The organism is Nibrella saemangeumensis, from assembly GCF_039541915.1.
Taxonomy (GTDB): Bacteria; Bacteroidota; Bacteroidia; order Cytophagales; family Spirosomataceae; genus Nibrella; species Nibrella saemangeumensis.
The window spans coordinates 402087-426646 of record NZ_BAABHD010000022.1 but is presented as its reverse complement, the minus strand read 5'-3'; the positions used below and the strand labels follow the sequence as shown (position 1 = coordinate 426646).

The following is a 24560-nucleotide window of genomic DNA, read 5'->3' as shown; positions in this document are numbered from 1 at the left end:
CAGCGTTTTTTCCGCTGTCTTTTTAACACTTCCCTTAGAAGCTGAACCTTTATCTTTTGACATAGCTACAGGAGTTTAGTTTACGGAGAAAGGTAGCCAGAAAAAAGAGTTCATCCAATAATTTCCTTTTGTAGGGACGCAAAATTTTGCGTCCCTACAAGTGCCCCGACCGTATCTTTGCCTGTTGCTAACCTGTGTCCCTATGAAGTTCGACGATTATAGCATTGCCCCGGAGATAAAACAAAATCTGGAGACGCTGGGCTTCAGGCGCCCGACGGATATCCAGTTCAGGTCTATCCCTCCCATTCTCAAGGGTGAGGACGTGCTGGCAATTGCCCAAACCGGCACCGGCAAAACGGCCGCCTTTGCCATTCCGGTCATCAGCATGCTACACGACCGCAAAAGCTCAAGCCGCACCGAGGGGATCAAATGCGTCGTGATGGAGCCCACGCGGGAACTGGCCATTCAGATTACCGGGGTCTTCGAGCAAATAGGGAAACATACGCGGGTAAAAACATTCTGCGTCTTCGGCGGAGTAGAACAGGGGCCGCAGATTGCCCGGCTCGAAAAGGGCATTGACATTCTGGTGGCCACGCCCGGCCGGCTGTTCGACCTGGTCAGTCAGGGATATATCCGGCTGCAACGGACGGAGATCCTGATCCTCGACGAAGCCGACCATATGCTGGACTTAGGCTTTATCCGGGACATTCAGGACCTAATCAAATTCCTGCCCCGCAAGCGGCAGACCTTGTTCTTTTCGGCTACCATCAACGAGACTATTAAGAAACTGGCTTATTCGCTGGTGCATAATCCCATCCGAATCCAGATTTCGCCCAAAGACCCGGTTGCCAAAAACATTACCCACTCCGTTGCTTTTGTGGAGATGGACGACAAACGCTTCTTTCTGGAGAGGGTGATCAACGAGAATCCCGACAGTAAGATCCTGATTTTTGTCCGCACCAAAGTCCGGGCCGAGCGCGTCTACAAAGCGCTGGAGCGAGTGGGTATCAAAAGCATGACCATTCACGGCGACAAAGAGCAGCACGACCGGCTCCAGGTCATGCAGCAGTTCCGCAGCGGAGAAACCAAAATTCTGATTGCCACCGATGTCAGCGCCCGAGGCATTGATATTCCCAACGTCGATTACGTAGTCAACTACGACCTGCCGGAGCAACCGGAGAACTACGTTCACCGCGTCGGTCGCACGGGCCGGGGCACGCAGAAAGGGCTGGCCGTATCGTTTTGCAGCACGGAGGAAAAACCGCTGCTGGCAGAAATCGAGCAGTACCTGACGAAGCCAATCCACGTCGTCGATATCAGCAAAAAAGAGTACGCAGCCACCATCGACTTCAGCAACGAGACCGTCAATTACGATCTGGACGCCCTGATGCGCGAAGCCGAGCAGGCCGAACTGGAGCGTAAGAACCGGAAAAAGAAAAAGAAATAAAGGGCAGGTTTCGTTTGTTTAAGGTGCCGAAGCCGGATCATACCAGCTACCGCTAAATCACTATTATGCTGCTGATCTCATATAAAAAGCAGCAATACGGATTTATTTGCCGATTTTTACGTTATCATACAATGCCGGTGATATTTCGCATCCATCCACAGTCCCCGGCAGTCATACAGAAGCTGATTTTTTGGTTGGCCCGCGCCTGCGGGATGCACACATCAGCTTTCCTCAAAACATATACATGTTATTCGAACAATTAAATGTGATTGAGCCCATCCTAAAGGCTCTTCAAACAGAAGGATACACGACCCCTACACCCATTCAGGCTCAGGCTATCCCCATTATCCTCCAGGGCAGAGATTTACTCGGTTGCGCCCAGACCGGCACCGGCAAAACAGCCGCCTTTGCCATTCCGATTCTGCAACAGCTCAAAGATGAAGCCGGACCGCAAAAAGGCCCCCGGCGCATTAAGTGTCTGATTCTGACTCCAACTCGCGAACTGGCCATTCAGATTGGCGAGAGCTTTACCGCGTACGGCCGTAATCTGAGTCTGAAGCATACCGTCGTTTTCGGCGGGGTATCGCAGCACGCGCAGGTGAACGCCATTAAATCGGGTATTGATATTCTGGTCGCTACACCGGGTAGGCTACTCGACCTGATGGGCCAGGGCATTATTTCCCTGAAGCACATCCAGATCTTTGTCCTTGACGAAGCCGACCGGATGCTGGATATGGGCTTTATTCACGATGTGAAGCGGGTGATTCTGCAATTACCGATGAAGCGGCAGTCGCTGTTTTTCTCAGCGACCATGCCGCCGGACGTTGCCAAACTGGCCGATACCATCCTGACGAAACCCGCTAAGGTAGAGGTCACTCCGGTATCGTCAACGGCCGACACGATTCAGCAGTTGCTGTATTACGTCGACAAAAACGACAAGAAAAAGCTGCTGATTCACTTGCTGGAAGACAACGCCATTCAGTCGGCGCTGGTGTTTGCTCGCACGAAGCATGGGGCGGATAAGGTGGTGAAAGACCTGGTCAAGGCCGGTGTCAAAGCCGAAGCGATCCACGGCAATAAGTCGCAGAACGCTCGTCAACGGGCGCTGAGCAACTTTAAATCCGGGGAGATCCGGGTGCTGGTGGCTACCGATATTGCCGCACGGGGTATCGACATCGACGAGCTTTCGCACGTAATCAACTACGAACTGCCGAATATTCCGGAGACGTACGTTCACCGGATTGGCCGGACCGGCCGGGCGGGTGCCAGCGGCATTGCGTTTTCGTTCTGCGATGCCGAAGAAAAACCGTATTTGAAGGACATTCACAAGCTGATTGGCAAGCAGATTCCGGCTGTCAGCGATCATCCCTACCCGCTGGGTATTTCGGTGGCCGAGCCGGCGCAGGCCCAGCAGGCGCTGAGAGAACAGAGGAACAATGGATTTAACCGTCGGAGCAGCAGCGGCAGCGGCAACTCACGGCCGTTTAACCGCAACAACAACCGCCGTCCGAAACCACAGGCGCAGTAAGCTATACATCTTTCACACACCGGAAGCCGACGTGCATGAGCGAGGTTTCCGGTGTGGAGGAAGAGCGCCCCGATACCCGGTAGCCATGGCACCAGCCGGGCTCACACAGAAACGAACCGCCCCGCTGCGCCCGCTCCGCCTTCTCGTTTACGTCCATTTTGGTTTGGGTCAATACGTCGCGGTACTCCTGCTTCCAGTTGTCGCACCACTCCCAGACATTCCCCGACATATCCGTCAATCCCAACGGCGTCTTTCCGAACTTGCCCACGGGTGAGGTAAATTTATAGCCATCGGTCACGTAGTTGTGCTCCGGAAACTTACCCTGCCAGATATTGGCGTTGTAGGCTCCCGCTTTATCGATGTCGTTGCCCCAGGGGTATATGGTGCGATCATTACGGGCGTTGCGGGCGGCATGTTCCCACTCAAACTCCGTTGGCAAGCGCTTTTTAGCCCATTTGCAATAAGCCTGTGCATCGTTCCAGGAGACTTGCGTGACGGGGTGATTATCGGACGCAGGTGGAAAGTCCGGTCCCTGCGGGTAGCGCCAGTTAGCGCCCTCTTTCAGAATCCACTGCTTGTCGGTGCTCTCGTCGATCATTCCGGCATTGCCAAATTTCTCCGCTTCGGTTTTGTAGCCGGTTGCCGTCACAAACTGCCGGAACGCCCCGACCGTAACGGGATGCTCATCCATGAAAAACGGCTTTACCTCCACCCAAAATACCGGCTGCTCCTGCGCCAGCCCCTCGGCCGACCCAATCTGCGTATACCCACCGGGCACCAACACCATCCCTTTGGGCGGAGCAGTTGCTGGCTTCGCTTCTGTTTTTTCCTCCTCCGGCTTGATGGCACCCAGAATGGTCACCCCGTCCGAAAACTGATACGGCTTGATGTTCTCGGGCAGCGTAGCTTCTGCCGCACCACTTTCGTGGTAATGCTCATGTTCTGACAGCCGGTCGGAGCCCGACTCGCTGCCGCAGGCGGAGAGGATTAGCAGGATGGCAAGTATGTATATTGTGAATTTCATGTTTAGTCTTATTTACCTTTTTCCCGAATTTACCCAAATTCCACCGCTTTTCCAGCATACCCCTACCGCTGCTCCCCCACCAACTGCACCGGCCCCAGGAGCCCTGATTCAACAGGTGGCCGTTTAGACGCATCGAACGGCTTATACTGAATATCAACCATGTTGATGTCGTAAAACTTCCGCCAGGGCACTTTCTGGCTGTCCAGGTAGCGCATGCGGTTAAAGGACAGGTTGCGCACATCCACCTCCAGCGTATTCTGCTGCTTCAGCAAGCCGTTCGGCAGCGGCAGGCGGTAGGGTAGCGACCAGGCTTTGCCCACTGGCTGCCCGTTCAGCCGCACTTCGGCTACTTCACGCACATCGCCTAAGTCCAGCCACAGGTTCGGCTGGCTGCGCAGATTGTCGGGTACTGTAAAGTTCAGGCTGTAGCGTGCGGTACCGCTAAACCATTGCGTTGCTGTATCGCCCAACGTGGTCCAGGAAACCAGCTTGCTGGTAGACACGGGCTTTGGAATAAAAGGTGCCCCATCTATGAAACGAATCAACCAATTACCAGTCAACGAATAGCCATTTGTCGCCAGCGGTTGCCCCGGCCACGGACTGCCCTTACGCATAGATTCAAACGCGTTGATGAATACCGACTCGCCGGGCGCTAACGTCAGCGGGATCTCAATCATACCCGCTCCAACCCGCTCCTTCGGCACAAAGCCCCGGCGCTGGTGCAGCGGGTCCACCAATTCAATACTATTCGCGTTTACCGCCAGCCGGATGCGGCCGGTGTTGTACTTGTTTTGAAGATTTGCTACAAAATACTGCCAGCCATCCGCCTGCTTTTTGCGGATAAACGCCAGGCCGTTATCCACCAGCGGCTCCCGGCGAATTTGCCAGCCATTCAGACCTTGCACTACATCGTCCGCCACCCGGCTCCGACTGGCCATCTGCTGGTTCAGGGTTTCCAGCGCTTTCTGCCGGTTAACCACCTGATGATAGCCGGCTACCAGGCTCGGGCGGTTCTTCACAAACAGCACCTTTACTCCCTGCTTCGCCAGTTTATCCAGGGCTTGTAGCGTTTCCAGGGGCAGAAACTCCGTTGGCGGCACCACAATCATTTTGTAGTTCGCCCCTCCGCTGGTGGTGACGCTACCGTTGGTGGCCGGGCGGCACTGGGTTAACTGAAGGTCCGATATGTAGTCGTACTGAAAACCCTGCCGTTGCAGGTCGGCAGCCGTCTGCCCGATGGGACGTCCCAGCAGCCAGCGGTTGGCGTTGGCGTGTACATCCAGCGCGTGGGTGCCTCCCGACGTACCGGGCGAATGCCACAGATCATGAATCGGAAAATAGAGCAATACGTCGCCATCCGGCTTGCCGGTTTGCAGGAGCCGCTGGCAATCGGTGATGTAGCGGTTCAGTTCCGGGAAGTCGCGCCAGAAATGGCTTTGCTGGTTGTAGTTGGTCGAGGCATAAAACAGCCAGCCCGGCCAGGCTTCGCCGGGCGGTGAATACGGGATGCCGTGGTAAAAGACGTGGTTAATGCCCGAGATAAACGACTCGTCAATGATCGGCTTGATCTGCGCCAGCGATACCTTGAAGTGGTCGGCCAGCCAGGTCGAGGTCTCCGACGTCACCAGTGGCTTTCCGGCTACGTGGGCCGACGACGACGCAAACTTCAGAATCATGGGATCGGGCCGGCCAAACCGAGACTCTTCGTACGAGGGGTCCATGCGGTAGCCGGGAATGTCGAAGGGTTTGCTGCCGAAATACTCAGTTTCGGGCATATCGGATAGCGCATACAGATCGAGCAGGTTACCGGGTGAGCCGTGGGCTTCGTTACGAACCAGATAGCCCTGTTGCTTTGCCCAGTTCGTCCAGGTTTTGGTAAAGGCATCGCGCAGCAGATCGGCAATGGTGGCGTGGTAATCGCCTAGAACACGCTTTTCCGCCAGCGAAAGCTGGCCTTCTTTCTGAAGAACAGGCAGGTACTGGCGCAGGTCGTAGCCCCGCCGTTGTTTGAATTCGTTCAGGAACCCAGGTGTCCAGTTGGCCCCGTACGCTTCATAGGAGTCGTTGTATACCGCCCGGATTTTGTCTGGTTTATTGGCGAAATAGGTTTTGAGCTTAGTAAAGCCCTGAAGATACGTCTGCACAGCCTGTGTATCGAAATGATCCAGTACAGGTCCTTCGCCACCCGGAGCAGCCCGCTTCACCTGCTGCCCCGTGGGTGTCATTCGCAGCACATATACCTTCCCTGTTCGTTTCTCTGCCTGCCACAGTACCTCCGGCCCGAACGGTTTCGGCACAACCAGGGTATCGCCGTTGGTCATAATAGCGGTAATCGCCAAAACCTCACCTTTGCCTTTCAGATCGGCCCGGCGGATCGTCTGCCCCGGCTGAAACGGGTACTCCTCAACCTGAAATTGCTGAGCCGCCATCGTGGGCGTTACCTGCGGACCGCCATAGGGCCAGCCGGTGCCGAGCGTCAGGTCAACGCCCATCCTCAGGGTCGCAGCCTGTTGAAGGGTATATTCGAGCAGTTGCAGCCAGCGGTCGCTCATAAACGGCACAAACTGCTTCTCGTAGCCTTTGACACCGTAGATGGGAATTATATGCACCCCGCCCAAACCTGCTTTGGCATAATCCTGCAGGTTCTGTCGTATACCGTCCTCCGTAACAGCGCTACCCATCCACCACCAGTACGCCCAGGGCCTGGCGGTGTCGACGGTTGTGCGGGTTGTATTGGGTTTGGGCTGTGCCTGTGCGATGTATACGAAAGTAAAGAGTAAGCCGAAAAGGCAAAGCCAACGAAAAGCTGAAAGCATGCTGGAAAACAGTGGGTGAGTACCTTATAGAAAGGCATAAGTGGGGTATGTCCTACCTATGCCGGGAGACGTCGTACGGCAGCGAAAATGTGATCAGGCCTGTAAAGCCAAACCGGATCACCTAACTAAAATTTTTGGATTATTTATTTGGCTACCGCTCACTATAAACATTGTATTTTATATTATATTTTTTCCTACTATTGTGCAGCCCACCGAAAAGCGTTACTACCAAATTACGTCACCATTTACTTGATTTTCTTAACCTTAACTTATGAAACGTCGTACATTTGTTGGCCAGTTCACGGCAGGATTGGCCCTTCAATTTATCCCAGCTTCTCTCCTAGCCGGTTCTGCCTCAATAGTCCCGCCAAACCGGCCATCGGCATCCTGGCTGGACCAGGCATCTGAGATAATATGGGATGGGAGTCTTGGCACTCCTCAACGCTTAACTATTTCGCGTATCTATAGTCCTGAGCTTACCTCTATTCCCACCTTACGGGCGATGGCCGGCCAGGATTTCGACCTGGCGGGTCGCCTGCTGAGAACAAACCTGTCGCCTGATCCCGACACTCTCTTTGTAGAGTCATCATCGTCTCTGTTTGGTTCGTATTCAACCTGTTTTTACCAGGCCGGCATGACCATGACCTGGCAGTGCCTGGCCCGCATTAGCCATCAGGCGACTGAGCCCACCCGTACGCTGCGGGTTATGGGAAGCCAGGGGGTTCTGCAAATTGCGATCGACGTCGGGAGTTACCAACTGATTAATTTACGGGGGCAACTCGTGCGGGTCGTATAGGATGTATAGTAATCCCTCAGCTTTCTTTCGGGCAACAGCTGGACAGGGTTTCCGGCGCTGACGCGTTGCTCCGTCAATGGTTTGGTTTACCCCAGTACGAATAAACTCATGAACGATGAACGATACCCCGCCTGCCCAATCTCCTCTGCCCGTAGCGGATACTCCGGCCAACCACCAGACCTGGTGGTCCGGGCTGGAACCTCAGTGGCAGGCCGCTTTTCAGGCCGCTTTTTTGGGCCATACCAATCCGCCAGCCGACGAGGAACTGGAAAACCTCCGGCAAACGCCGGCGCTTCGGCTTGCCGGACCCACGGCTCCCTTCCCAAATATGCGTTTTGCGCTGACTAATTGTTCGGGCCTGACAGGCATGAGCAGGCTGGAGACGCTGGTACTCACCAATCACGCGATTGAATCCATTTGGGAATTGGCCCATCTCACTAAGCTGAAAAGTCTGTTTGTCAGTGACAACGCTATTCGGAGTCTGGCAGGAATAGATGGCATAACCCAACTGGAGCAATTGTATGCGCAGGCCAACCAGATCGACTCACTCGAACCTATCCGCAATTTAACCCACCTGCGGGAAGTTTACGTAAGTGGGAACGCGCTGACATCCCTCAAGGGGCTTACACGACAACACGCCCAAACCATAAAAGCTTTCTTTTGCCTGCCCAATGAACATCTGGCAGATCGGGAGATTATCCGCGTCGAACGAACGCTGGGTATTCGGTGCCGATCCCTTTAACCAATCTTTTTATCACTCATTTTCTTAACCTTTTTACGTCTATGGAAGCATTTATTGCCTCAATCATTCTCTTCGGTGGTACTTATGCCCCTCGGGGCTGGGCCTTCTGTCAGGGACAGATCCTGTCTATTGCTCAGAACACCGCCCTATTTGCCCTTCTCGGGACAACGTACGGCGGCAACGGCCAGACAACCTTTGCTTTACCCGATTTGCGGGGCCGGGTGCCCATCCATCCGGGACAAGGTCCGGGCCTTTCTCCCTACAGTCTGGGACAAATGGGTGGTTTTGAGACAACAACGCTGTTGACAGCAAACTTACCTGCTCACACCCACACCCTCAAAGCCTTCTCTGAAAACGGTGATAAAGCCTCACCTCAGAGTAATTTTCTGGCGGCAACAGGCGGACTCGATCCTGAATACCGGACAACGGGCTCCGAGATACCAATGGCGGCAGGTGCCATTGGTATGACCGGGGGTAACCAGCCGTTTAACAACATACAGCCTTACCTGGCCCTTAATTACATAATCTGTTTACAGGGGATTTTCCCGTCCCGCAATTAATCAGCGTATCTGGTCTGCTTCTGTATGATAAACAGCTATTTTAAACTACCCGTCACGTTCAATGAAGCTGCGCTGGTTCAGGATCTGACTACCTGCCTGCGCATACAATGGGGGCTGCATTTTAATCAGAAAGATTATGTGGGCCGGTGGACCAGTATTGCTCTGCGCTCGGCCTCGGGACGTGAAGACGATATATATGCCCACCCGACCCTCACCACGTACGCCGACACGCCCCTGCTTGACCAATGTACTTATTTCCGCCAGGTTTGCGATTGGTTTGCCTGCGAAAAAGAATCGATTCGTTTAATGTCGCTGGCACCTGGCAGCCTGATCAGGGAACACACCGATCCCGGCACCGGCTATCGGTACGGCGTATTTCGCCTGCATATCCCGATCCAGACGGCCGATGCCGTACAATTTCGGGTGGCCGGTGCCGACCTGCCCATGCAACCGGGTGAATGCTGGTATGCTGATTTTCATCTCCCGCACAGCGTACACAATGCCGGTCCGATTGAGCGGATTCATCTGGTTCTGGACTGCCAGCGCAATGCCTGGTCCGACGCGTTGTTCAGGCAGGCAGGTTACGACTTTGACGAAGAAGCCCGCCAGGCGGCTTATTCCAGGGATACCAAACGCCTGATGATCGACGAACTATCCCGGATGGAGTCAGACTCGGCCCGCCAGTTAGTTGTGCAGCTTCAGCAGGAACTCGGCGAATTAGCCTGAACGGCTCTTCAACCAGGCCCATCTATGGTAAATTGTCCTGAACCCCATCCGCTTCGACACTGGATACCCTACAAATTACTGTCATCCGAGGGGCAACTGCTCTTCCGTTGGCTGTATCTGGCGGATGAGCCGCTGAACGCTCCTTTTTTTGAGGACACCCGGCAACGGTGTTTACAGCATCCGTTTAATGCCGGTTCGCCAGCCGTTATCAGTTCGCTGGATGGGCTGATCAATATGGCACAGACAGTCCCGTCGGTAGCGCCATCGGCGTTTATCTTCCACGTATCGCGCTGTGGCTCCACGTTGCTGGCCCAATTGTTGAGTTTAAACAACCGCCATATTGTATTATCTGAAGTACCCCTGCTGGACACTGTACTGCGGCTTTCTGATAACGAAAAAAATGTACCGGCGCGTCAACAGGGGCAGGCATTTCAGGCTATCCTTCGGTTGCTGAGTCAGCCGCGCACGGGTCAGGAAACGCATGTTTTTGTGAAGCTGGATAGCTGGCATATTCTCGCTTACGAAACCATCCGGCGGCTCTATCCAACTACGCCCTTTGTTCTGCTATACCGCGCTCCGGATGCGGTCCTTCGTTCGCACCGGAATCAACGCGGCATGCAGGCCATTCCCGGCTTAATACCGGCTGAGTTTATCGGTTCACCGCTAGGCCTGGTCACCGGCATGGACTTAGACGTTTACATGGCTTATGTCTTACAGCGCTATTTTGAGGCCATGCTGGCGGTGGCGGAAAAAGATGCCAACTGCTTACTGATCAACTATCAGGCCGATGGCATGACCATGATGCATGAACTGATACCCTTCCTTCAACTGACCTTAACCGAAGCTGACTATGCCGCCATGGAGGATCGGTGTGGCTACCATGGAAAATACCCTGATCGGGAATTCACAGCGGAGAACCCGGTAGCGGAGTTCTCTACCTACCTGCAACCTGCCTTATTGCTGTATCACCAACTGGAAGAGAAGCGACTACAGCCGGTCAGCTCTTTATGCCATTAATGATACGCCAATAGGCAGGACGCTATTCTGGTTTCCATACTATTGTTCAGCCTTACCCAGGGCGTTTAACACAGCAACAAAGTTCACAGCGTTTTTTAACCTTTACCTTCTTTCTTATGAACCACAAATACTCACTATTGGCTACAGGCGGAAAAGTCTGCCTGGCTAACGCAAGAAACCCAAACCACCCACTGTGGCTGGTCTGGGGTACGCTCCTCTTTTTTATCGCGTTAAGCGGCCAGGTCAACGCCCAGACCGCCCCCGCTTCCATCACCGTTTCGGGGGCCTGCCTGAGTAACACCTACGTTTTAACCAAATATGCTGATAACTACGAGGGTACCGGGCGTCCGGCTTATTCAGGGACGGGTACGGTTAGTATTGGCGGAACCACGTACGATGGTGTCGCTATGGCCGTTTTTTACGAACCCGCCGGACCGGCCTGGGTATTGACGTTTGATGGAGGGGCATACCTGTCCAATCCGTCTACGGCTACAGTACCTCCTACGTCGGGCTGGGTAGCGGTAACAACGGGCGTTGTGGGAACCTGTGAGGGAAGTGCCCCCGTGACAGTGATAAGCGGCACCGTCCGGATTACACCAACGGCGGTCGCTACCATTTGCGCCGGTTCGCCCGTGAGCCTGACCGCCACACCAACCGACCTGGCCTCGCCGGTCACCTATGCCTGGAGCAGTAGTCCAGCCGGCATTTCAGGTTCCGGTGCTATTCTGACCCAGAATGCACCGAGTGTGAGCGGCATTACGACTTACCTGATTACCGTTACGGCTACGAGTGGCCCGAGCAGCGCAACGGCAAGCACGCAGGTTGTGGTGAAGCCCTCCCCTACTTTAACGGCAGGGGTGAAGACCAACCCCACTACCTGCGGGGGTAGCGACGGCAGCATTGCCTTCACCACGACCAATGTTCCCAACGGCAGTTACACCCTCACGTATACCGGCGCGGGCAGTCCCCGCCAGATAACGGTCAGCAGTAATACCTTTAGTCTGACAGGCTTATCCGCCGGTACGTACATTAACTTTTCAATAACCTACAACGGCTGTACCGGCTCACTCGCTACCCCGATCACGCTAACCAACCCCAATGCGCCAGGCCTCACGCTAAGTAGCAGCGGTCCTATTAGCTGTACAGCGCCCACCGCAACCCTGACAGCTACCTCGGGCTTTGTCAGCTACAGCTTTAGTGCCGGGGCCACGCAGCAGGGTGGTCCGGCCGGTAACACCGCTACGGTTTCGACTGCCGGGGTGTATTCCGTTTCCGCTACCGCGGCCAACGGTTGCACCGCCGTCAACAGCGTAACAGTCACCGGCAGCAGTACACCCACGCCGGTGGACCTGACGGCCAGTAGTGCCATTAGCTGCGCAACGCCTACGGTTACCCTGGCCGCTACACCAGGCTTTGTCAGTTACAGCTTCAGCGCGGGCGCTACCCAGCAGGGCGGCCCGGCCGGTAACACCGCCAGTGTAAGCACAGCCGGCACCTATTCAGTGACCGCCGTGAATGCCAATGCCTGTACCTCTACCACGATGGTGACCGTCACCGGCAGCAGCACTGGTCAGCCGGTGGATCTGGTTGTCAGCGCTCCCATCACCTGTACAGCACCAACGGCTACCCTGACCGCCACCGCCGGTTTTGCCAGCTACAGATTCAGTGCTGGAGCTAGTCAGCAAGGGGGCTCAGGGGGCAACACCGCCACAGTCACGCTGGCGGGTACCTATTCGGTAACGGCGACCGATGCGAATGGATGTACATCCACCACCATAGTGACTGTTTCTGGCAGCAGCACTCCGCCACCGGTGGAACTCTCCGCAAACGGTCCTGTTAGCTGCACAGCGCCCACCTCAACCCTGACGGCTACCCCAGGCTTTATCAGCTACAGCTTCAGCGCGGGTGCTACGCAACAGGGCGGTGCCGGCGGCAATACCGCTACGGTCACACTGGCAGGTACTTATTCAGTGTCGGCCGTCAATGCGACCGGTTGTGTTTCCATCACCAGCGTAACAGTCACTGGCAGCAGTACACCCACACCGGTGGACCTGAGGGCCAGTAGTGCCATTAGCTGCGCAACGCCTACGGTTACCCTGGCCGCCACACCGGGCTTTGTCAGTTACAGCTTCAGCGCAGGCGCTACCCAGCAGGGCGGCCCGGCCGGTAACACCGCCAGTGTAAGCACAGCCGGCACCTATTCAGTGACCGCCGTGAATGCCAATGCCTGTACCTCTACCACGATGGTGACCGTCACCGGCAGCAGCACTGGTCAGCCGGTGGATCTGGTTGTCAGCGGTCCGGTACCCTGCACCGGCGCACCCGTTACCTTATCGGCTACCGTCGGTTTTGCCAGCTACAGCTTCAGTGCGGGCGCTACCCAGCAGGGAGGCTCCGGAGGTAACACCGCTACGGTACTCACTGCCGGCGTCTACTCCGTCACGGCGACCGATGCCAACGCCTGCACCTCCACCACGATGGTGATGGTGAGTCCCGCACCGGTTGTCAGCATTACGCCCTCCAGTACCACCATCTGTGCCGGGCAGCAGGCGACTTTGACCGCCACCGGCGGTACCGGGTATTTATGGAGTACCGGCGAAACAACGGCTTCCATCAGTGTAACGGCCAGCAGCAGCTATTCGGTAACCCTCACTGACGGTTCCGGCTGTTCGGCCACCGCTACAGTGACGGTGAACCCGTTGCCAGGCGTCAGCATCAATCCGGTCTCGCCCACCATCTGTGCCGGGCAGTCGGTTACGCTGGAGGCCAGCGCAGGCAGTAGTTATGTCTGGAGCAATGCGGCCACCAGCCAGTCTATCAGCGTCGGTGCCGCCGGGCCCTATTCCGTAACGGTGACCGGGGCCAACGGCTGCTCCAACACGGCTACGGCCATGGTAACCGTAAATCCTCTGCCGGTAGTTAGTATAGTAGCCTCAGCAACTGCGGTAAGCGTGGGTCAATCCGTGACATTAACGGCCAGCGGAGGAGACTCGTATCAGTGGAGTACCGGAGATTCGGGTAATCGAATAACGGTGTCCGCAGCCGAGGCTAGTACAGTCTATTCGGTAACGGTAACCAATGCCGCCGGTTGTAGCCAGACAGCCTCAGTGACCCTGACGGGAGTAGCGGTATCAGGGCCCAATAGTCTGTGTGTGAAAACCGCACCACCGTTAGATGGCGAGGTTACTTTGCCATTAACCATGACGGTAGTGGGAGCCTCACCCGCGTATACCTATAGCTGGTCGTATAAAGCCGCCAAATCAAAGAACTACAAGGACATCGGACCGAAAGGTACTTCTATTGGTAAGGTAGAACTGGAACCTGTGCCGGGAGAGCCTACGCTCCTGATAACAGGTACCAAGGGGAATCTCAACAGCCTGCAAAACAACGTAATCCGGCTCACCGTGAAGCTGGGCAACACCGTTCTTGGCAGTTTTGAGACGCTGCTGGACGGCAGTTGTCCGCTGGCGATCCCGAATGCCCGTGAAGGGGTAATTACCTCGGAGGATGTTCAGGTGCGGGTATATCCGAACCCGATTGCAGATCAGTTGCAGGTAGAGATTCGGGGGTTAAGCAAACCGGCAAAAGTCAGTTTATTTGATCTGCGGGGTATACAACAGGGTAAGTGGGCAGTGGAGCCGGTAGAGGGTACAGGTCAGTTAAAGACCTCCGTTACCAATTTATCAGAAGGGCTGTATCTGTTGCAGGTAGAAACGGCCGAAGGCGTACTGCACCGCCAGCGGGTCCTGAAGCAGCGATAATCACTACTGTATTCCCTGAATCAGGAGGGCCGTTCTGCTTACAGGCAGGGCGGCCTTTTTGCTGGTGAGTAAACGAATCTAGCTTACGCAGGCTTGTCAGTCGTTCGCCTGCGCGCCGAAGTATTACCCAAGCCGGCCCTAACAACACGGCCTTACATCATTAACACATGATGTAAGGCCGTTTAACTGGTTAATCGTATGACTTAATACCCCGGATTCTGCTTGATCTGCGTCGGGTTAATATCAATCTGGCTCTGCGGCACCGGGAAGATCAGGTTGCTTTCTTTCAGGTCGGTTTTAATGCCGATGGCCTGGGCTTTGGCTTTCAAGACGTCCAGCGCCCGACCAGTCCGCACCAGGTCAAACCAGCGGTGGCCTTCAAACGCCAGTTCTACCCGCCGTTCCTGCTCGATGGCCTGCCGCATAGCCGCCTGGGCACCTGTGTCTGCCAGTGTTTTTTCGGCAAGCCCGGCCCGTTTGCGAATCTGGTTCAGGTACGGTAGGGCCTCCGCCGGGCGGCCCTGCTCGTTCAGGGCTTCGGCGTACATCAGCAGCACGTCGGCGTAACGCAGCACCGGCCAGTTGTCTTCCGAATCGCCGTTCACGACGGGCGTATCCCGAAACTTCCGAACGAAGTTGTAGTCAATCTTTGTACCACTGGCATTGACGTAGCTGGTAGCCAGCGATACATCTTTACGGGTATCACCCGGCTCATAGGCCTGAACCATATCCGGAGTGGGCCGGTTGTTGCCACCCCCACCGAACTGAATCACCGCATTGCCAGAGTTTTCGGGCGCGTAGGCATTGGCAAAACCGCTGCCTTCGCCAATGTTACCTTTCTTGTACTGCACATCGAAAATAGATTCCTTATGGTTCTTATTCGACGCCCGGAAGACATCGGCATAATTTGGCAGCAGTTCATATGTACCGGAATCAATCACTTCTTTCAGCTTCTGGGCCGCTTCGGCGTATTTTTTCTGCGTCAGGTACACCTTGCCCAGCAGCGCTTTGGCAGCTCCGCGGGTAGCCCGGCCTACATTGACACCGGTATAGGTGGCCGGCAGTGCGGCTTCGGCTTCGGTCAGGTCCTTAATAATCTGGTTATAAACCTCAGCTGCCGGGGTACGGCCAAACGTATAGCCTTCCTGCGGATCGGTAATTTCTTTTACCACCAGCGGCACATCGCCGAACACCCGCACCAGGTTGAAATACATGAGCGCCCGCAGAAACTTGGCCTCACCCACGATCCGCTTCTTTAGTTCCTCGTCCATCTGAATGCCGGCACTGCGGTCAATCACCGCGTTGGTCCGGTAGATACCCCGGTAGCCGTCTGACCAACGGGAGGCCAGGAACGGATTGGTGGTGCGGAGGTAGAACTTATCGAATTCATCCTGATCCGTCACCGACCCCGACAAAACCGGGGTGGTATCATCCGACGGTATCTCAGACACAACATAGTAACTACCGTACTGCCCGCCGAACTGAAGCGCCCCATAGGCACCATTCAGGGCATTAAGTAAGTCGGCACTGGTTTTATAAAACGTGCCGGTATTGGCCTGTGATATTGGCGACAAATCCAGGAATTGCTCTTTGCAACCGGTGAGCGCGGCCGTTAGCAGGGCGGCCAGCAAGTATGTTCGTTTCATAGAGGTCAAAGATTGAGGGTTAGAGTCCGATATTAACGCCAATCGTGTAGGTACGCGCCAGCGGGTAGCTTCCGTAGTCAACCCCACCCGTTAGCGGACCTTCGTAGCCGCTCACCTCCGGATTGAAACTCAGGTATTTCGAGAACGTCAGGGCGTTTTGTACCCCGGCATATACCCGTACACCCTGGAGCCGGGCACGCTGCGTCAGGGCCTTCGGCAGGTTATACCCGATGGTGATATTCCGCACCCGCAGGTAACTGGCGTCTTCTACCCACCGCGTCGATATGGCGTTGTTATTACCGGTCGTCCGGGTATTGGCACGGGGTGTTTTGCCGTTGCCGGGATCCTGCGGAGACCGCCAGCGGTCCAGCACGGTCGTCAGCGCATTGGAGTTACCCTCCAGGTTCTCGTAGAACCGGCGCGACAGGTTCAGGATCTCGCCCCCCTGGACGCCCTGTATAACGATGCCCAGATCGATACCCTTATAGCTGAAACTGTTGGTGAAGCCATAGATAAAATCGGGCTGATTATTGCCGATGAGGGTCCGGTCGTCGGCGTTGATCCGGCCATCGCCGTTTACATCCTCGTACTTTACATCACCGGGACGGGTATCAGCAAAGTGCGGGTAACTGTCCAGATCGGCTTGATCGCGGAAAACGCCTAACTGTCGGTATCCATAGAAACTACCGAGCGGCTGGCCGATAACGGTAATGTTGGTTTCGCCCACGCCGGTGCCGCTGCGGATCGGGTCGCCGGTAGGTCCGAGTGCCAGGACTTTATTGCGGTTAAACGAGATATTCAGGTCTGTTGACCAGGTAAAGGCACCGGTCAGGTTCCGGGTATTCAGCGCAAACTCCATCCCTTTGTTCTCTACTTTACCGATGTTCCGCACCGCCGAGGAGAAGCCCGTCAGTGTCGGTACCTGCACGGCCAGCAGCAGGTCGGTGGTGATGCGGCTGTAGTAGTCGGCGGTCAGAAAAACCCGGTTGTTCAGGATACCCAGTTCGAGACCGATATCCGTCTGGCGGCTTTTTTCCCACGTCAGGTTATCGTTGCCGATGGAGCTTACCGCCAGGCCATTCGCCAGCACATTCCCAAACACATAGTTGTCGCTGCCTAACAGGCCGATAGCCGGGTAATTACTGGTAAAGGCGTTGTTGCCCGACAACCCATAGCTGGCTTTCAGTTTCAGCTCGGAGACAACCCGGTTGTTCCGCAGAAAAGGTTCTTCAGATACCCGCCAGCCGACCGATGCCGAGGGGAACGTACCCCAGCGGTTGTTGCGGCCGAAACGCGAGGAGCCGTCGCGCCGGAACGAAGCATTGAACAAATATCGGTCCTGAAACGAATACGCTACGCGGCCAAAATAAGACGCCAGCGACCACTGATCCCGGAAAGAAGCGCCCCCGGTGATGGTGCCGGCGTTGATGGTCCGGACAATATCGTTCGGGAAGTTGTTGGCATTGACCCGGTTGCTCTCAAAGTCATTCTTCTGGCTCTCCAGACCCGCCAGCACTTCAATCCGGTGCGTCTCGGCAAGTTGCCGGCTATAGGTCAGCGTGTGGTTGGTTACCCAGTTCATGCTCTGGAACGTATTGGACAGACCGGTGCTGACGGTCGGGGGCAGCAGCTGGTTCAGTGGCAGCGCCGAAGTCAGGAAATTATTTTGCCGCTGGTGCTGAACATCTCCGCCTATGGTACCCCGATACAGGATGTTCAGGGGCAGTTGCAGTTCCATATAAGCATTACCCAGCAAGCGGGTGGTGCGGAATTTGTTATCTACTTCGTTGATGTTGGCTACAGGGTTGGTAATCCCCGGCCAGTCGTACGGCGCGGCATAAAAAGCCTGAGAATTATAAACCGTAGTTCCGGGTTGATAAATGGGAATAAAGGGCGGCAGGTTCAGGGCTGAGTTGATGACGCCATTGCTGGCCCAGTGCCCATCGGTATTTACCCGGTCCTCGACCGAAATGGAAGGACTCAGACTAACCCCCATGCGCAGAAAAGAGGTCATCTGGGCGTCGACATTGGTCCGGACGGTGTAGCGATCCAGCCCTGATTTTTTAATAATACCCTTTTGGCTCAGGTAGTTGCCAGACACCATAAACTGCACTTTCTCAGAGCCGCCCGACGCTGTAAGCTGATAGCTGCTAATCGGAGCTTTCCGGAAAATCATATCCTGATAGTCGTAGGAAGTCAGACTGGACGGGTTATCAAAATTAATACCGCCCACCTCCCCACGGGGATAGCGATAGCGCTGGCCAGCCGGACGGGCGCTGTTGGGGTCTTCAATTTTAGCACCCGATACCCGCTCCAGATAAGCATTGTTGAACGCTTCTTTGGAAAACTCCGCAAACTGCTGGGCGTTCAGAATATCCATCTTTTTGGTTACCTCCTGCACACCGGTGTAGTAGTCCAGGTTTAGCCGGGTCTGTCCGGCCTTCCCCCGCCTGGTAGTTACCACAACCACGCCATTAGCACCCCGCGAACCGTAAATAGCCGTGGCCGATGCATCTTTCAGGACATCGATTTTCTCAATATCGTTGGGGTTGAGCTGGTTGAGCCCACCGCCATTAGTCAGCGATCCCGAATCCAGGGGCTGCCCGTCAATCACAACCAGAGGGCCGTTGCCGGCACTGATGGAGCCTAACCCTCGTATTTTGATGGAAGGGCTGTTGCCCGGCGCACCTGTATTCTGCTGAATTAAGACACCCGGCATCCGCCCGGTTAGCCCCTCAACGATATTCGGCACCGGCTGATCGCGGATGGTGCGGGTATTCAGCGAAGCAATTGACCCTGTTACATCGCGCCGTTGCTGCGTACCGTACCCCACCACCACTACCTCGTCCAGTGTCTGGTCGGATGCCTTCAGCGTAACGTTGATGGTCGATTGGCTGCCAAGGGTTACCTCCTGCGACGCATAACCAATGAATGAGAATACCAGGGTGGCGATGCTCCCGTTGGGAACGTTCAGCACGTAATTACCGTCGGCATCCGTGGAAGTTCCCCGGCTGGTCCCTTTCAAGGTCACACTGACGCCGGGCAGGCCCTGGCCGTTTTCGTCCGCCGTCACTTTTCCGGTAATCCGTCGCTCCTGCCGGAGTTCTTCAACCGGTTGGCGCAGTGTCATAGACGCGACCAGGCTGTTCTCCCGGAGTTCGTTGCCGTTGACCGGCCGCGTCGGCAATACCCGCTCGTCCGATACCGGCGATTGAGTAACCGGAGCCGCTGGTTTGCTGTTCTCTTCATCGGCTTCCACAATAACGTAATACTGTTCATCCACTTTCCGGTAGGTCAGGTTCAGTGGCTTTAGCACCGATCGCAGCACGGCATCCCGGTCGGCGGAAGCCAGCAGCGGCATCCGCACCACTTTATCCTGAACCGTTTTGCGCTGAAAGGCAAACCGGATTCCGTACCGGTTTTCCATAACGCGCAGCACGTCACTCAGGGTTTTGGAGGCCGGGCGGCCGGCCCTGCTGTTATCAGGCTGGTTACGATCAGCCCCTGGGCGTGCCTGTGCGTACAAAGACGATGATGCCAGCCCCTGTGCTTCGGCGGTGGAGCACAGGCTCCCCACACTCAGGCAGAAGGCTAAACCCATCAGGTTAGGAAATACTTTTTTCATGGTTTACTTGGTTATAGGCGTAAATACAATGTCATTACCCTGCCGGGTAACCTGGCATTTAAATGTCTCCGCCAGCAGGCGAACCAGGAGATCCGGCTGGTCAGTGGGGGTTACCCCGGTAAAGCGCTCGTCGAGCAGGGAGCTATCAGTCACAGAAATTTGCAGGCCGTACAGATCCTGCATCCGCTGGATGATGGTGCGTAAAGGTTCGTCGTCAAAGATTAGCTGATTCGCCCGCCAGGCTATGTAGCGGTCGGCGTTGACACGGGTGTGGCGAATCGTCTGCTGACCGGCGGAGGCCTCAACCAGATCGCCGGGGCGCATCACAATGTCGGGCTGGCGGTCCAGTTGCAGCTTCACCTTACCCTCCTGCAGAACCACCTGCGTTTTTTTCCGGCGGGTTGCTACGCTGAAGCGGGTTCCCAGCACCACCACATCCATCGTGCTGGTATGAACGATAAAGGTCATTCGTTGGCCGTTGGGCTGTTTGTTTACCTCGAAGAAAGCCTCTCCGGTGAGGTTGACCTCCCGGCGACCCTGCGCTGCCCAATTGTCGGTCAGGCGGAGGGTCGAGTTACCGTTGAGGGTTACCACGGAACCATCGGGCAGCGTTACCGTCTGAATTTTCCCGTAGGCAGTCTGGTAGGTCAGCGTTTCGGGCGGGCGGCTCAGCAGCCACCCCCCTACACCGGCCAGCAGCAGTACCACTACGGCCGCAGCCACGGAACTGTACCGATAAAACCAGGGCCGGGTCGCCGACAGTGGCCGAACGGTAGGCGGCTGTTCAGACAAACGTTCACGCAACCGCGTATACGAAGCGTCGGCAGCCTCCTCCGGCATCTCATCCCAGGCCATCTCTAATCCATATACCAGCAGGCGAGCCCGCTCGATACCGACCGGATTGATGGCTTTGACAGATTCCCAGAACAGATTCAGAGCGGGTGTAGGCGACAAAACCCATACCCGGAACGCTGGTTCGGCGGCCAGGTCATCGGCAGTTAACGATGCATAGTAGTCCAGCGATTTCATGCAGCAGAGATGATAATCGCCTATAAGAGATAGCGGCCAACGATTTGTAGTATGACGGCAGAAAAAATTTTTCTGCAACCAGCTTCAGCCTACTGAGCTGTCAGCATCAGCAGAAGGCAGACCAGCCAGTTTTCCTGTAAGCGTCTCCGCAGTGCCGTAAGCGCCTGATGCATCTGGGTTCGGGCGGTATGGTAGGTAATGCCCATAACGGCGCAGATCTGCTCGTAATCGAAGTCGCTGAAATAGCGAAGGTAAAGGATTTCCTGCTGCCGGGGCGACAGCAACGCCATGGCTTTTTGTACCCGCAGCTGCTGTTCATGGCTCAGCCCCGCTTCAATCAGCCGGTCTTCGGCAGAAGGCTCAGCTGGTAATAAACCAAAGCCGGCGTCTTCTTCACCATTGCTCTGAAAACGGTATTGCTGTGCCAGTTGGGTTAGCAGTCGGTTGCGGAATGACTTCAGGAGGTACGATTGAATGGATTGTGGTTTGGTAAGGGTGCGCCGGTAGTGCCATAGTTCCAGAAACAGGTCATGGACGGCATCTTCGATCAGGGCATTTTCCGCCCCAAACCGGCGGCCATAGTTGACCAGTAACTTGTAATGCGCGACATACAACGCCCGAAACGCCGGTTCGCTGCCCTGTTGAAAGGCCTCCCACACCGCATCGTTAACCGGCGTCTTGTTCATGACACATACCTATGGCGGTTGGTCGTTACGACTATAGCCTGTGTATATGAGCGACAGCTGCACGAGCTATCGCCATACTGAATAGCTAAGGTATAAACAAAAAGGTCAGTTCCTTCTACTTGCAGTACAAAAACAGAGTTGACAACATTCCAGAAGATTATTCACGACATAAGAGGCTGCCCTCTTTACCAGCAGAGCAGCCTCTTATCTTCGTGAATGTATTTACTTTATACTTACTAATGCTTGAGCACGCGCTGGCGATGCAACACGCCATTGGCCGTCTCGACCTGTAGCAGGTACAGCCCTCCGGGCAGGTCTGATAACGGGGTGTTCAGTTGTCCTGCCCCTTCGACCGGCTCTACTGTCCACTGGCCCTGCTGACGACCCTGCAGATCAAAGATGCCGACCTTAGCGGTCTGGCCGAGGCCGCGTATCTCGACCTGCAACCGATCTGCTACCGGATTCGGATAGATAAGGACCTGAACCGTTTCTGCCGAGAGTGCACCTAGACGACTATTACTGCTGCCTACCGGACAACTGCCATCCAGCAGCGTCTCTGCACTACCAACCATCTGTCCCGCCAGGGTAACTGTCATTCGAACCCGATAGCCCTGCAACGAATTGAGATTACCCTTTGCTCCTTTGATAGTCAGCTCAGGCTCGCCTGCTACGGGTAGCATTTCAACCGTCCCAATGGAGGTCCCTCCCACTTCGATCGCTTTATATTTGGTCGATTTAGGCGTTTTGTACGACCAGGTATACACGTAGGCTGCGGGTGCCCCTATTACCGTCATTGTTAGCGGCAGGCTAACCTGGTCTCTTGCCGGCGGAGACGTCTTTACACACAAGCTGGCAGGTCCGGTTACCTGGATTTGCTCGGTGGCCGTGATGCTGATGGAAGCCGTGCCCGAACAGCCGGCTGCATCGGTGACGGTCACTGAGTAGACCGAAGTACCCGTAGGCGGTATCACCGTGACGGTGTTGCCATGCCCTCCGGTATTCCACTGATATGAAGTACCTCCGCTGGCCGTAAGGGTTACGGACTGACCGGTGCTCACCCAGATAGCGGAAGCCGTAATGGAGGCACTGGCCGGGGCCGTACTGCCACTGATCTGGACATTCGCCACGGCCGGGCAGCCATTGGCCGAGGTTACCGTTACCGAGTAGGTACCCGCCTTGCTCACCGTGCGTACAGGATTGCTACTCCCATTCTCCCAGCGGTAGCTCACCCCACCCGAGGCTGTCAGGCTTACCGATGGCGTGGCGCAGGAAAGTGTGTACGAGCTGGGATTGATGAGGGGCTGAGGGGCTGTGATGTCCTCACTAACGGTAACGCTTGTCTCCGCCGTGCAGCCATTGGCTGATGTTACCGTTACCGAGTAAGTACCTGTTGCATTAACGACCGCTTCACCCGAACTGCTATTCTGGTTGAGAATGCCCTGGCCGCTGAATTGGTAGGAACTCCCCCCACCTACGGTTAAAGTCACGCTGGTCTGGGCGCAAGTCAGTGTGCCGCTAACAGACAGGGTTGGTACGGGAGCCGAATTGACCGTCAGGCTAAAAGCGGTAGAGGTTAAACTGGTACACTCACCGGTTATAACCACGGAATAGCTCCCGGCCTGACTGGCCTGCAGGTTCGTCAGCGACAGGGTTGCCGTACGCTGGGCGGCTCCCAGGTTCTGTCCGTCTTTATACCATTGGTAACTGAATGGGCCGGTCCCCTCTACACTGACGGAAGTGGTAGCACTTCCTCCCGGACAGATGGCGGTACCGCTGAGGGGTTGCTGTGTGATAGCGCTTCCGGTATAACCACTGATCGTGCCGTACGTATTATCTGATTTAGTCTGATATCCCTCCCGTGCTTCATTGTTGGTGAAGGTAAAATTGCAGCCTGATACGGTGGGATCATTAGTGGTACCCGGCGCAGGATACCCGTAGTTATCGGCTTTATTGAAAATAAAGATAGCACCGCCAAAGGCGCTGCCACCACCTCCGTAAGGATTGTATTCAGCTATAGCAGTGTTGCCCGTAAAGCTAACATTGACGAGTTGAAGGGCACCACTGGCAACAAAAATGGCTCCGCCCGCGCCCATACCGCCCCCGCCGGATACATCCTCAAAGCGTCCGTCAGATCTCCCCCCTCCTTCGCCACCGCCGAAGCCTGCACTGCCGTAAGGATAACCGCCACCACCGCCGAAACCCCCACGGCCGCCGGCGGTGGCATGTAGGCCCGGAGAATTACCACCACCCCCGCCAAAGCCGCCAATTCCGCCCGCTCCATTTGGTTTATGGAGGATGAGGTTACCCATAAAATACTCATAGTAGCCAATACCCCCCTCGCCACCGCCCCCGCCAAAACCACCGGCTCCGCCACTAGGTGCACTTGTTTCCACAGACCGTGCCTGCAATCCGTTGCCACCGCCCCCACCAAAACCGCCGGCTCCACTGCCGTACCAGCCACCATTGCCAAAGATAGGGATGCCCCCGTTGCCGCCAGGCGCCGAATTGGAAGCATCTTCTACGCTTCCCCCCCCACCCCCGCCACCCATGCCTAAAACGCCACCACCGCCTGAGCGGACACCGTCTCCGCCCATACCGCCACCAGGCCCGTAACCATCCGAACTACTGATGGCTGTTCCGCCCACCGCTTTGTTATTGTTCAGGGTAACATTAATCAATTTGACACTAAGCGAACCGCTGCCTCCTTCCCGTCCCTCGTGCATGAAGATGGCTCCGCCCGCGCCCATACCGCCACCCCCACCGTCGCCACCTTTGGCCAGGCCATCGGCCATGGTTACATCCCTGATGGTGATGGTTCCGTTCTGAAGCCAGAAAATACGGGTGGCATTAGCCCCGCTAATCGTCAGGCTGGTCTGGCCCGGCCCCTGAATGGTAATGTGGTTGGTGAGCACCAGAAACGGCTTTTCCAGTGTAATGGTCCCCGTGCTGGTAATGTTAATTACATGCGGGTTGTCGGCGGTGGCCGTATTGTCGGCATTGGCATCTAAGATTGCCTGCCGCAGTGAACCGGGACCAGTATTAGCCGTAGTGGTGACAGGAAAGGTGGTTGCCCAAACTGCTGTCACACTTATACAGCAACAGGTTAAAAAGAGTAGCCCGCGTAAAAGAGTAGCGTTCAAATTCATACGTTACATTT

Annotated in this window: 15 protein-coding genes; 8 read left to right on the top strand and 7 right to left on the bottom strand. The window is 55.7% G+C overall.

The window, feature by feature from the left end:
- Nucleotides 1–202 precede the first annotated feature (202 nt).
- A complete protein-coding gene (locus ABD949_RS09545; RefSeq protein WP_345242874.1) occupies nt 203–1447 on the top strand; it encodes a DEAD/DEAH box helicase in 1245 nt (414 codons plus the stop codon).
- Nucleotides 1448–1691: 244 nt separating this feature from the next.
- Nucleotides 1692–2975: a DEAD/DEAH box helicase gene (locus ABD949_RS09540; protein WP_345242872.1), complete on the top strand. Its 1284-nt coding sequence runs from the start codon at nt 1692–1694 to the stop codon at nt 2973–2975.
- A 1-nt stretch (nt 2976) separates the two neighbouring features.
- Here ABD949_RS09540 and ABD949_RS09535 read toward each other — a convergent pair whose 3' ends face one another.
- Together ABD949_RS09535 and ABD949_RS09530 are read right to left on the bottom strand one after the other, a co-directional pair.
- Nucleotides 2977–3999 (bottom strand): formylglycine-generating enzyme family protein, encoded by a 1023-nt coding sequence (locus ABD949_RS09535; RefSeq protein ID WP_345242870.1) that lies wholly within the window; start codon nt 3997–3999, stop codon nt 2977–2979.
- Nucleotides 4000–4061: 62 nt separating this feature from the next.
- The gene (locus ABD949_RS09530) at nt 4062–6815 is read right to left on the bottom strand and encodes a glycosyl hydrolase (RefSeq protein ID WP_345242868.1); all 2754 of its coding nucleotides are present in this window, start codon (nt 6813–6815) and stop codon (nt 4062–4064) included.
- A 271-nt stretch (nt 6816–7086) separates the two neighbouring features.
- Here ABD949_RS09530 and ABD949_RS09525 point away from each other — a divergent pair, with 271 nt between their 5' ends.
- The 6 genes from ABD949_RS09525 to ABD949_RS09500 all read left to right on the top strand — a co-directional run bounded on the left by ABD949_RS09525 (nt 7087) and on the right by ABD949_RS09500 (nt 14417).
- Entirely contained in the window at nt 7087–7611 is a 525-nt protein-coding gene (locus ABD949_RS09525) for a hypothetical protein (protein WP_345242866.1), read from the top strand.
- A gap of 115 nt (nt 7612–7726) precedes the next feature.
- Complete coding sequence (locus tag ABD949_RS09520) at nt 7727–8353, top strand: leucine-rich repeat domain-containing protein (RefSeq protein WP_345242864.1); 627 nt, start codon at nt 7727–7729, stop codon at nt 8351–8353.
- A gap of 41 nt (nt 8354–8394) precedes the next feature.
- Nucleotides 8395–8913: a phage tail protein gene (locus tag ABD949_RS09515; protein ID WP_345242862.1), complete on the top strand. Its 519-nt coding sequence runs from the start codon at nt 8395–8397 to the stop codon at nt 8911–8913.
- A 24-nt stretch (nt 8914–8937) separates the two neighbouring features.
- Nucleotides 8938–9639: an aspartyl/asparaginyl beta-hydroxylase domain-containing protein gene (locus ABD949_RS09510; RefSeq protein WP_345242860.1), complete on the top strand. Its 702-nt coding sequence runs from the start codon at nt 8938–8940 to the stop codon at nt 9637–9639.
- A 24-nt stretch (nt 9640–9663) separates the two neighbouring features.
- Complete coding sequence (locus ABD949_RS09505) at nt 9664–10656, top strand: sulfotransferase family protein (RefSeq protein ID WP_345242859.1); 993 nt, start codon at nt 9664–9666, stop codon at nt 10654–10656.
- 116 nt (nt 10657–10772) lie between these two features.
- Nucleotides 10773–14417 (top strand): T9SS type A sorting domain-containing protein, encoded by a 3645-nt coding sequence (locus tag ABD949_RS09500; RefSeq protein WP_345242858.1) that lies wholly within the window; start codon nt 10773–10775, stop codon nt 14415–14417.
- Between the two features lie 203 nt (nt 14418–14620).
- On the opposite strand, the gene ABD949_RS09495 is transcribed toward ABD949_RS09500, so the two are convergent.
- The 5 genes from ABD949_RS09495 to ABD949_RS09475 form a co-directional block, all read right to left on the bottom strand.
- A complete protein-coding gene (locus tag ABD949_RS09495; protein WP_345242856.1) occupies nt 14621–16063 on the bottom strand; it encodes a RagB/SusD family nutrient uptake outer membrane protein in 1443 nt (480 codons plus the stop codon).
- 19 nt (nt 16064–16082) lie between these two features.
- Complete coding sequence (locus ABD949_RS09490) at nt 16083–19688, bottom strand: SusC/RagA family TonB-linked outer membrane protein (RefSeq protein WP_345242854.1); 3606 nt, start codon at nt 19686–19688, stop codon at nt 16083–16085.
- 3 nt (nt 19689–19691) lie between these two features.
- The gene (locus tag ABD949_RS09485) at nt 19692–20717 is read right to left on the bottom strand and encodes a FecR family protein (RefSeq protein WP_345242852.1); all 1026 of its coding nucleotides are present in this window, start codon (nt 20715–20717) and stop codon (nt 19692–19694) included.
- Nucleotides 20718–20806: 89 nt separating this feature from the next.
- Nucleotides 20807–21403, bottom strand: a complete 597-nt coding sequence (locus ABD949_RS09480) for an RNA polymerase sigma factor (RefSeq protein ID WP_345242850.1) — start codon at nt 21401–21403, stop codon at nt 20807–20809.
- 236 nt (nt 21404–21639) lie between these two features.
- Nucleotides 21640–24489 (bottom strand): T9SS type A sorting domain-containing protein, encoded by a 2850-nt coding sequence (locus ABD949_RS09475; protein ID WP_345242847.1) that lies wholly within the window; start codon nt 24487–24489, stop codon nt 21640–21642.
- Between the last annotated feature and the right edge of the window lie 71 nt (nt 24490–24560).

Excerpts from the sequence above, each read along its gene's own strand:
- ABD949_RS09530 (WP_345242868.1), bottom strand. The coding sequence starts at position 6,815 with ATGCTTTCAGCTTTTCGTTGGCTTTGCCTTTTCGGCTTACTCTTTACT.
- ABD949_RS09485 (WP_345242852.1), bottom strand. The coding sequence starts at position 20,717 with ATGAAATCGCTGGACTACTATGCATCGTTAACTGCCGATGACCTGGCC.
- ABD949_RS09495 (WP_345242856.1), bottom strand. The coding sequence starts at position 16,063 with ATGAAACGAACATACTTGCTGGCCGCCCTGCTAACGGCCGCGCTCACC.
- ABD949_RS09510 (WP_345242860.1), top strand. The coding sequence starts at position 8,938 with ATGATAAACAGCTATTTTAAACTACCCGTCACGTTCAATGAAGCTGCG.
- ABD949_RS09520 (WP_345242864.1), top strand. The coding sequence starts at position 7,727 with ATGAACGATACCCCGCCTGCCCAATCTCCTCTGCCCGTAGCGGATACT.
- ABD949_RS09480 (WP_345242850.1), bottom strand. The coding sequence starts at position 21,403 with ATGAACAAGACGCCGGTTAACGATGCGGTGTGGGAGGCCTTTCAACAG.
- ABD949_RS09545 (WP_345242874.1), top strand. The coding sequence starts at position 203 with ATGAAGTTCGACGATTATAGCATTGCCCCGGAGATAAAACAAAATCTG.
- ABD949_RS09525 (WP_345242866.1), top strand. The coding sequence starts at position 7,087 with ATGAAACGTCGTACATTTGTTGGCCAGTTCACGGCAGGATTGGCCCTT.
- ABD949_RS09515 (WP_345242862.1), top strand. The coding sequence starts at position 8,395 with ATGGAAGCATTTATTGCCTCAATCATTCTCTTCGGTGGTACTTATGCC.
- ABD949_RS09540 (WP_345242872.1), top strand. The coding sequence starts at position 1,692 with ATGTTATTCGAACAATTAAATGTGATTGAGCCCATCCTAAAGGCTCTT.
- ABD949_RS09490 (WP_345242854.1), bottom strand. The coding sequence starts at position 19,688 with ATGAAAAAAGTATTTCCTAACCTGATGGGTTTAGCCTTCTGCCTGAGT.
- ABD949_RS09500 (WP_345242858.1), top strand. The coding sequence starts at position 10,773 with ATGAACCACAAATACTCACTATTGGCTACAGGCGGAAAAGTCTGCCTG.
- ABD949_RS09535 (WP_345242870.1), bottom strand. The coding sequence starts at position 3,999 with ATGAAATTCACAATATACATACTTGCCATCCTGCTAATCCTCTCCGCC.
- ABD949_RS09505 (WP_345242859.1), top strand. The coding sequence starts at position 9,664 with ATGGTAAATTGTCCTGAACCCCATCCGCTTCGACACTGGATACCCTAC.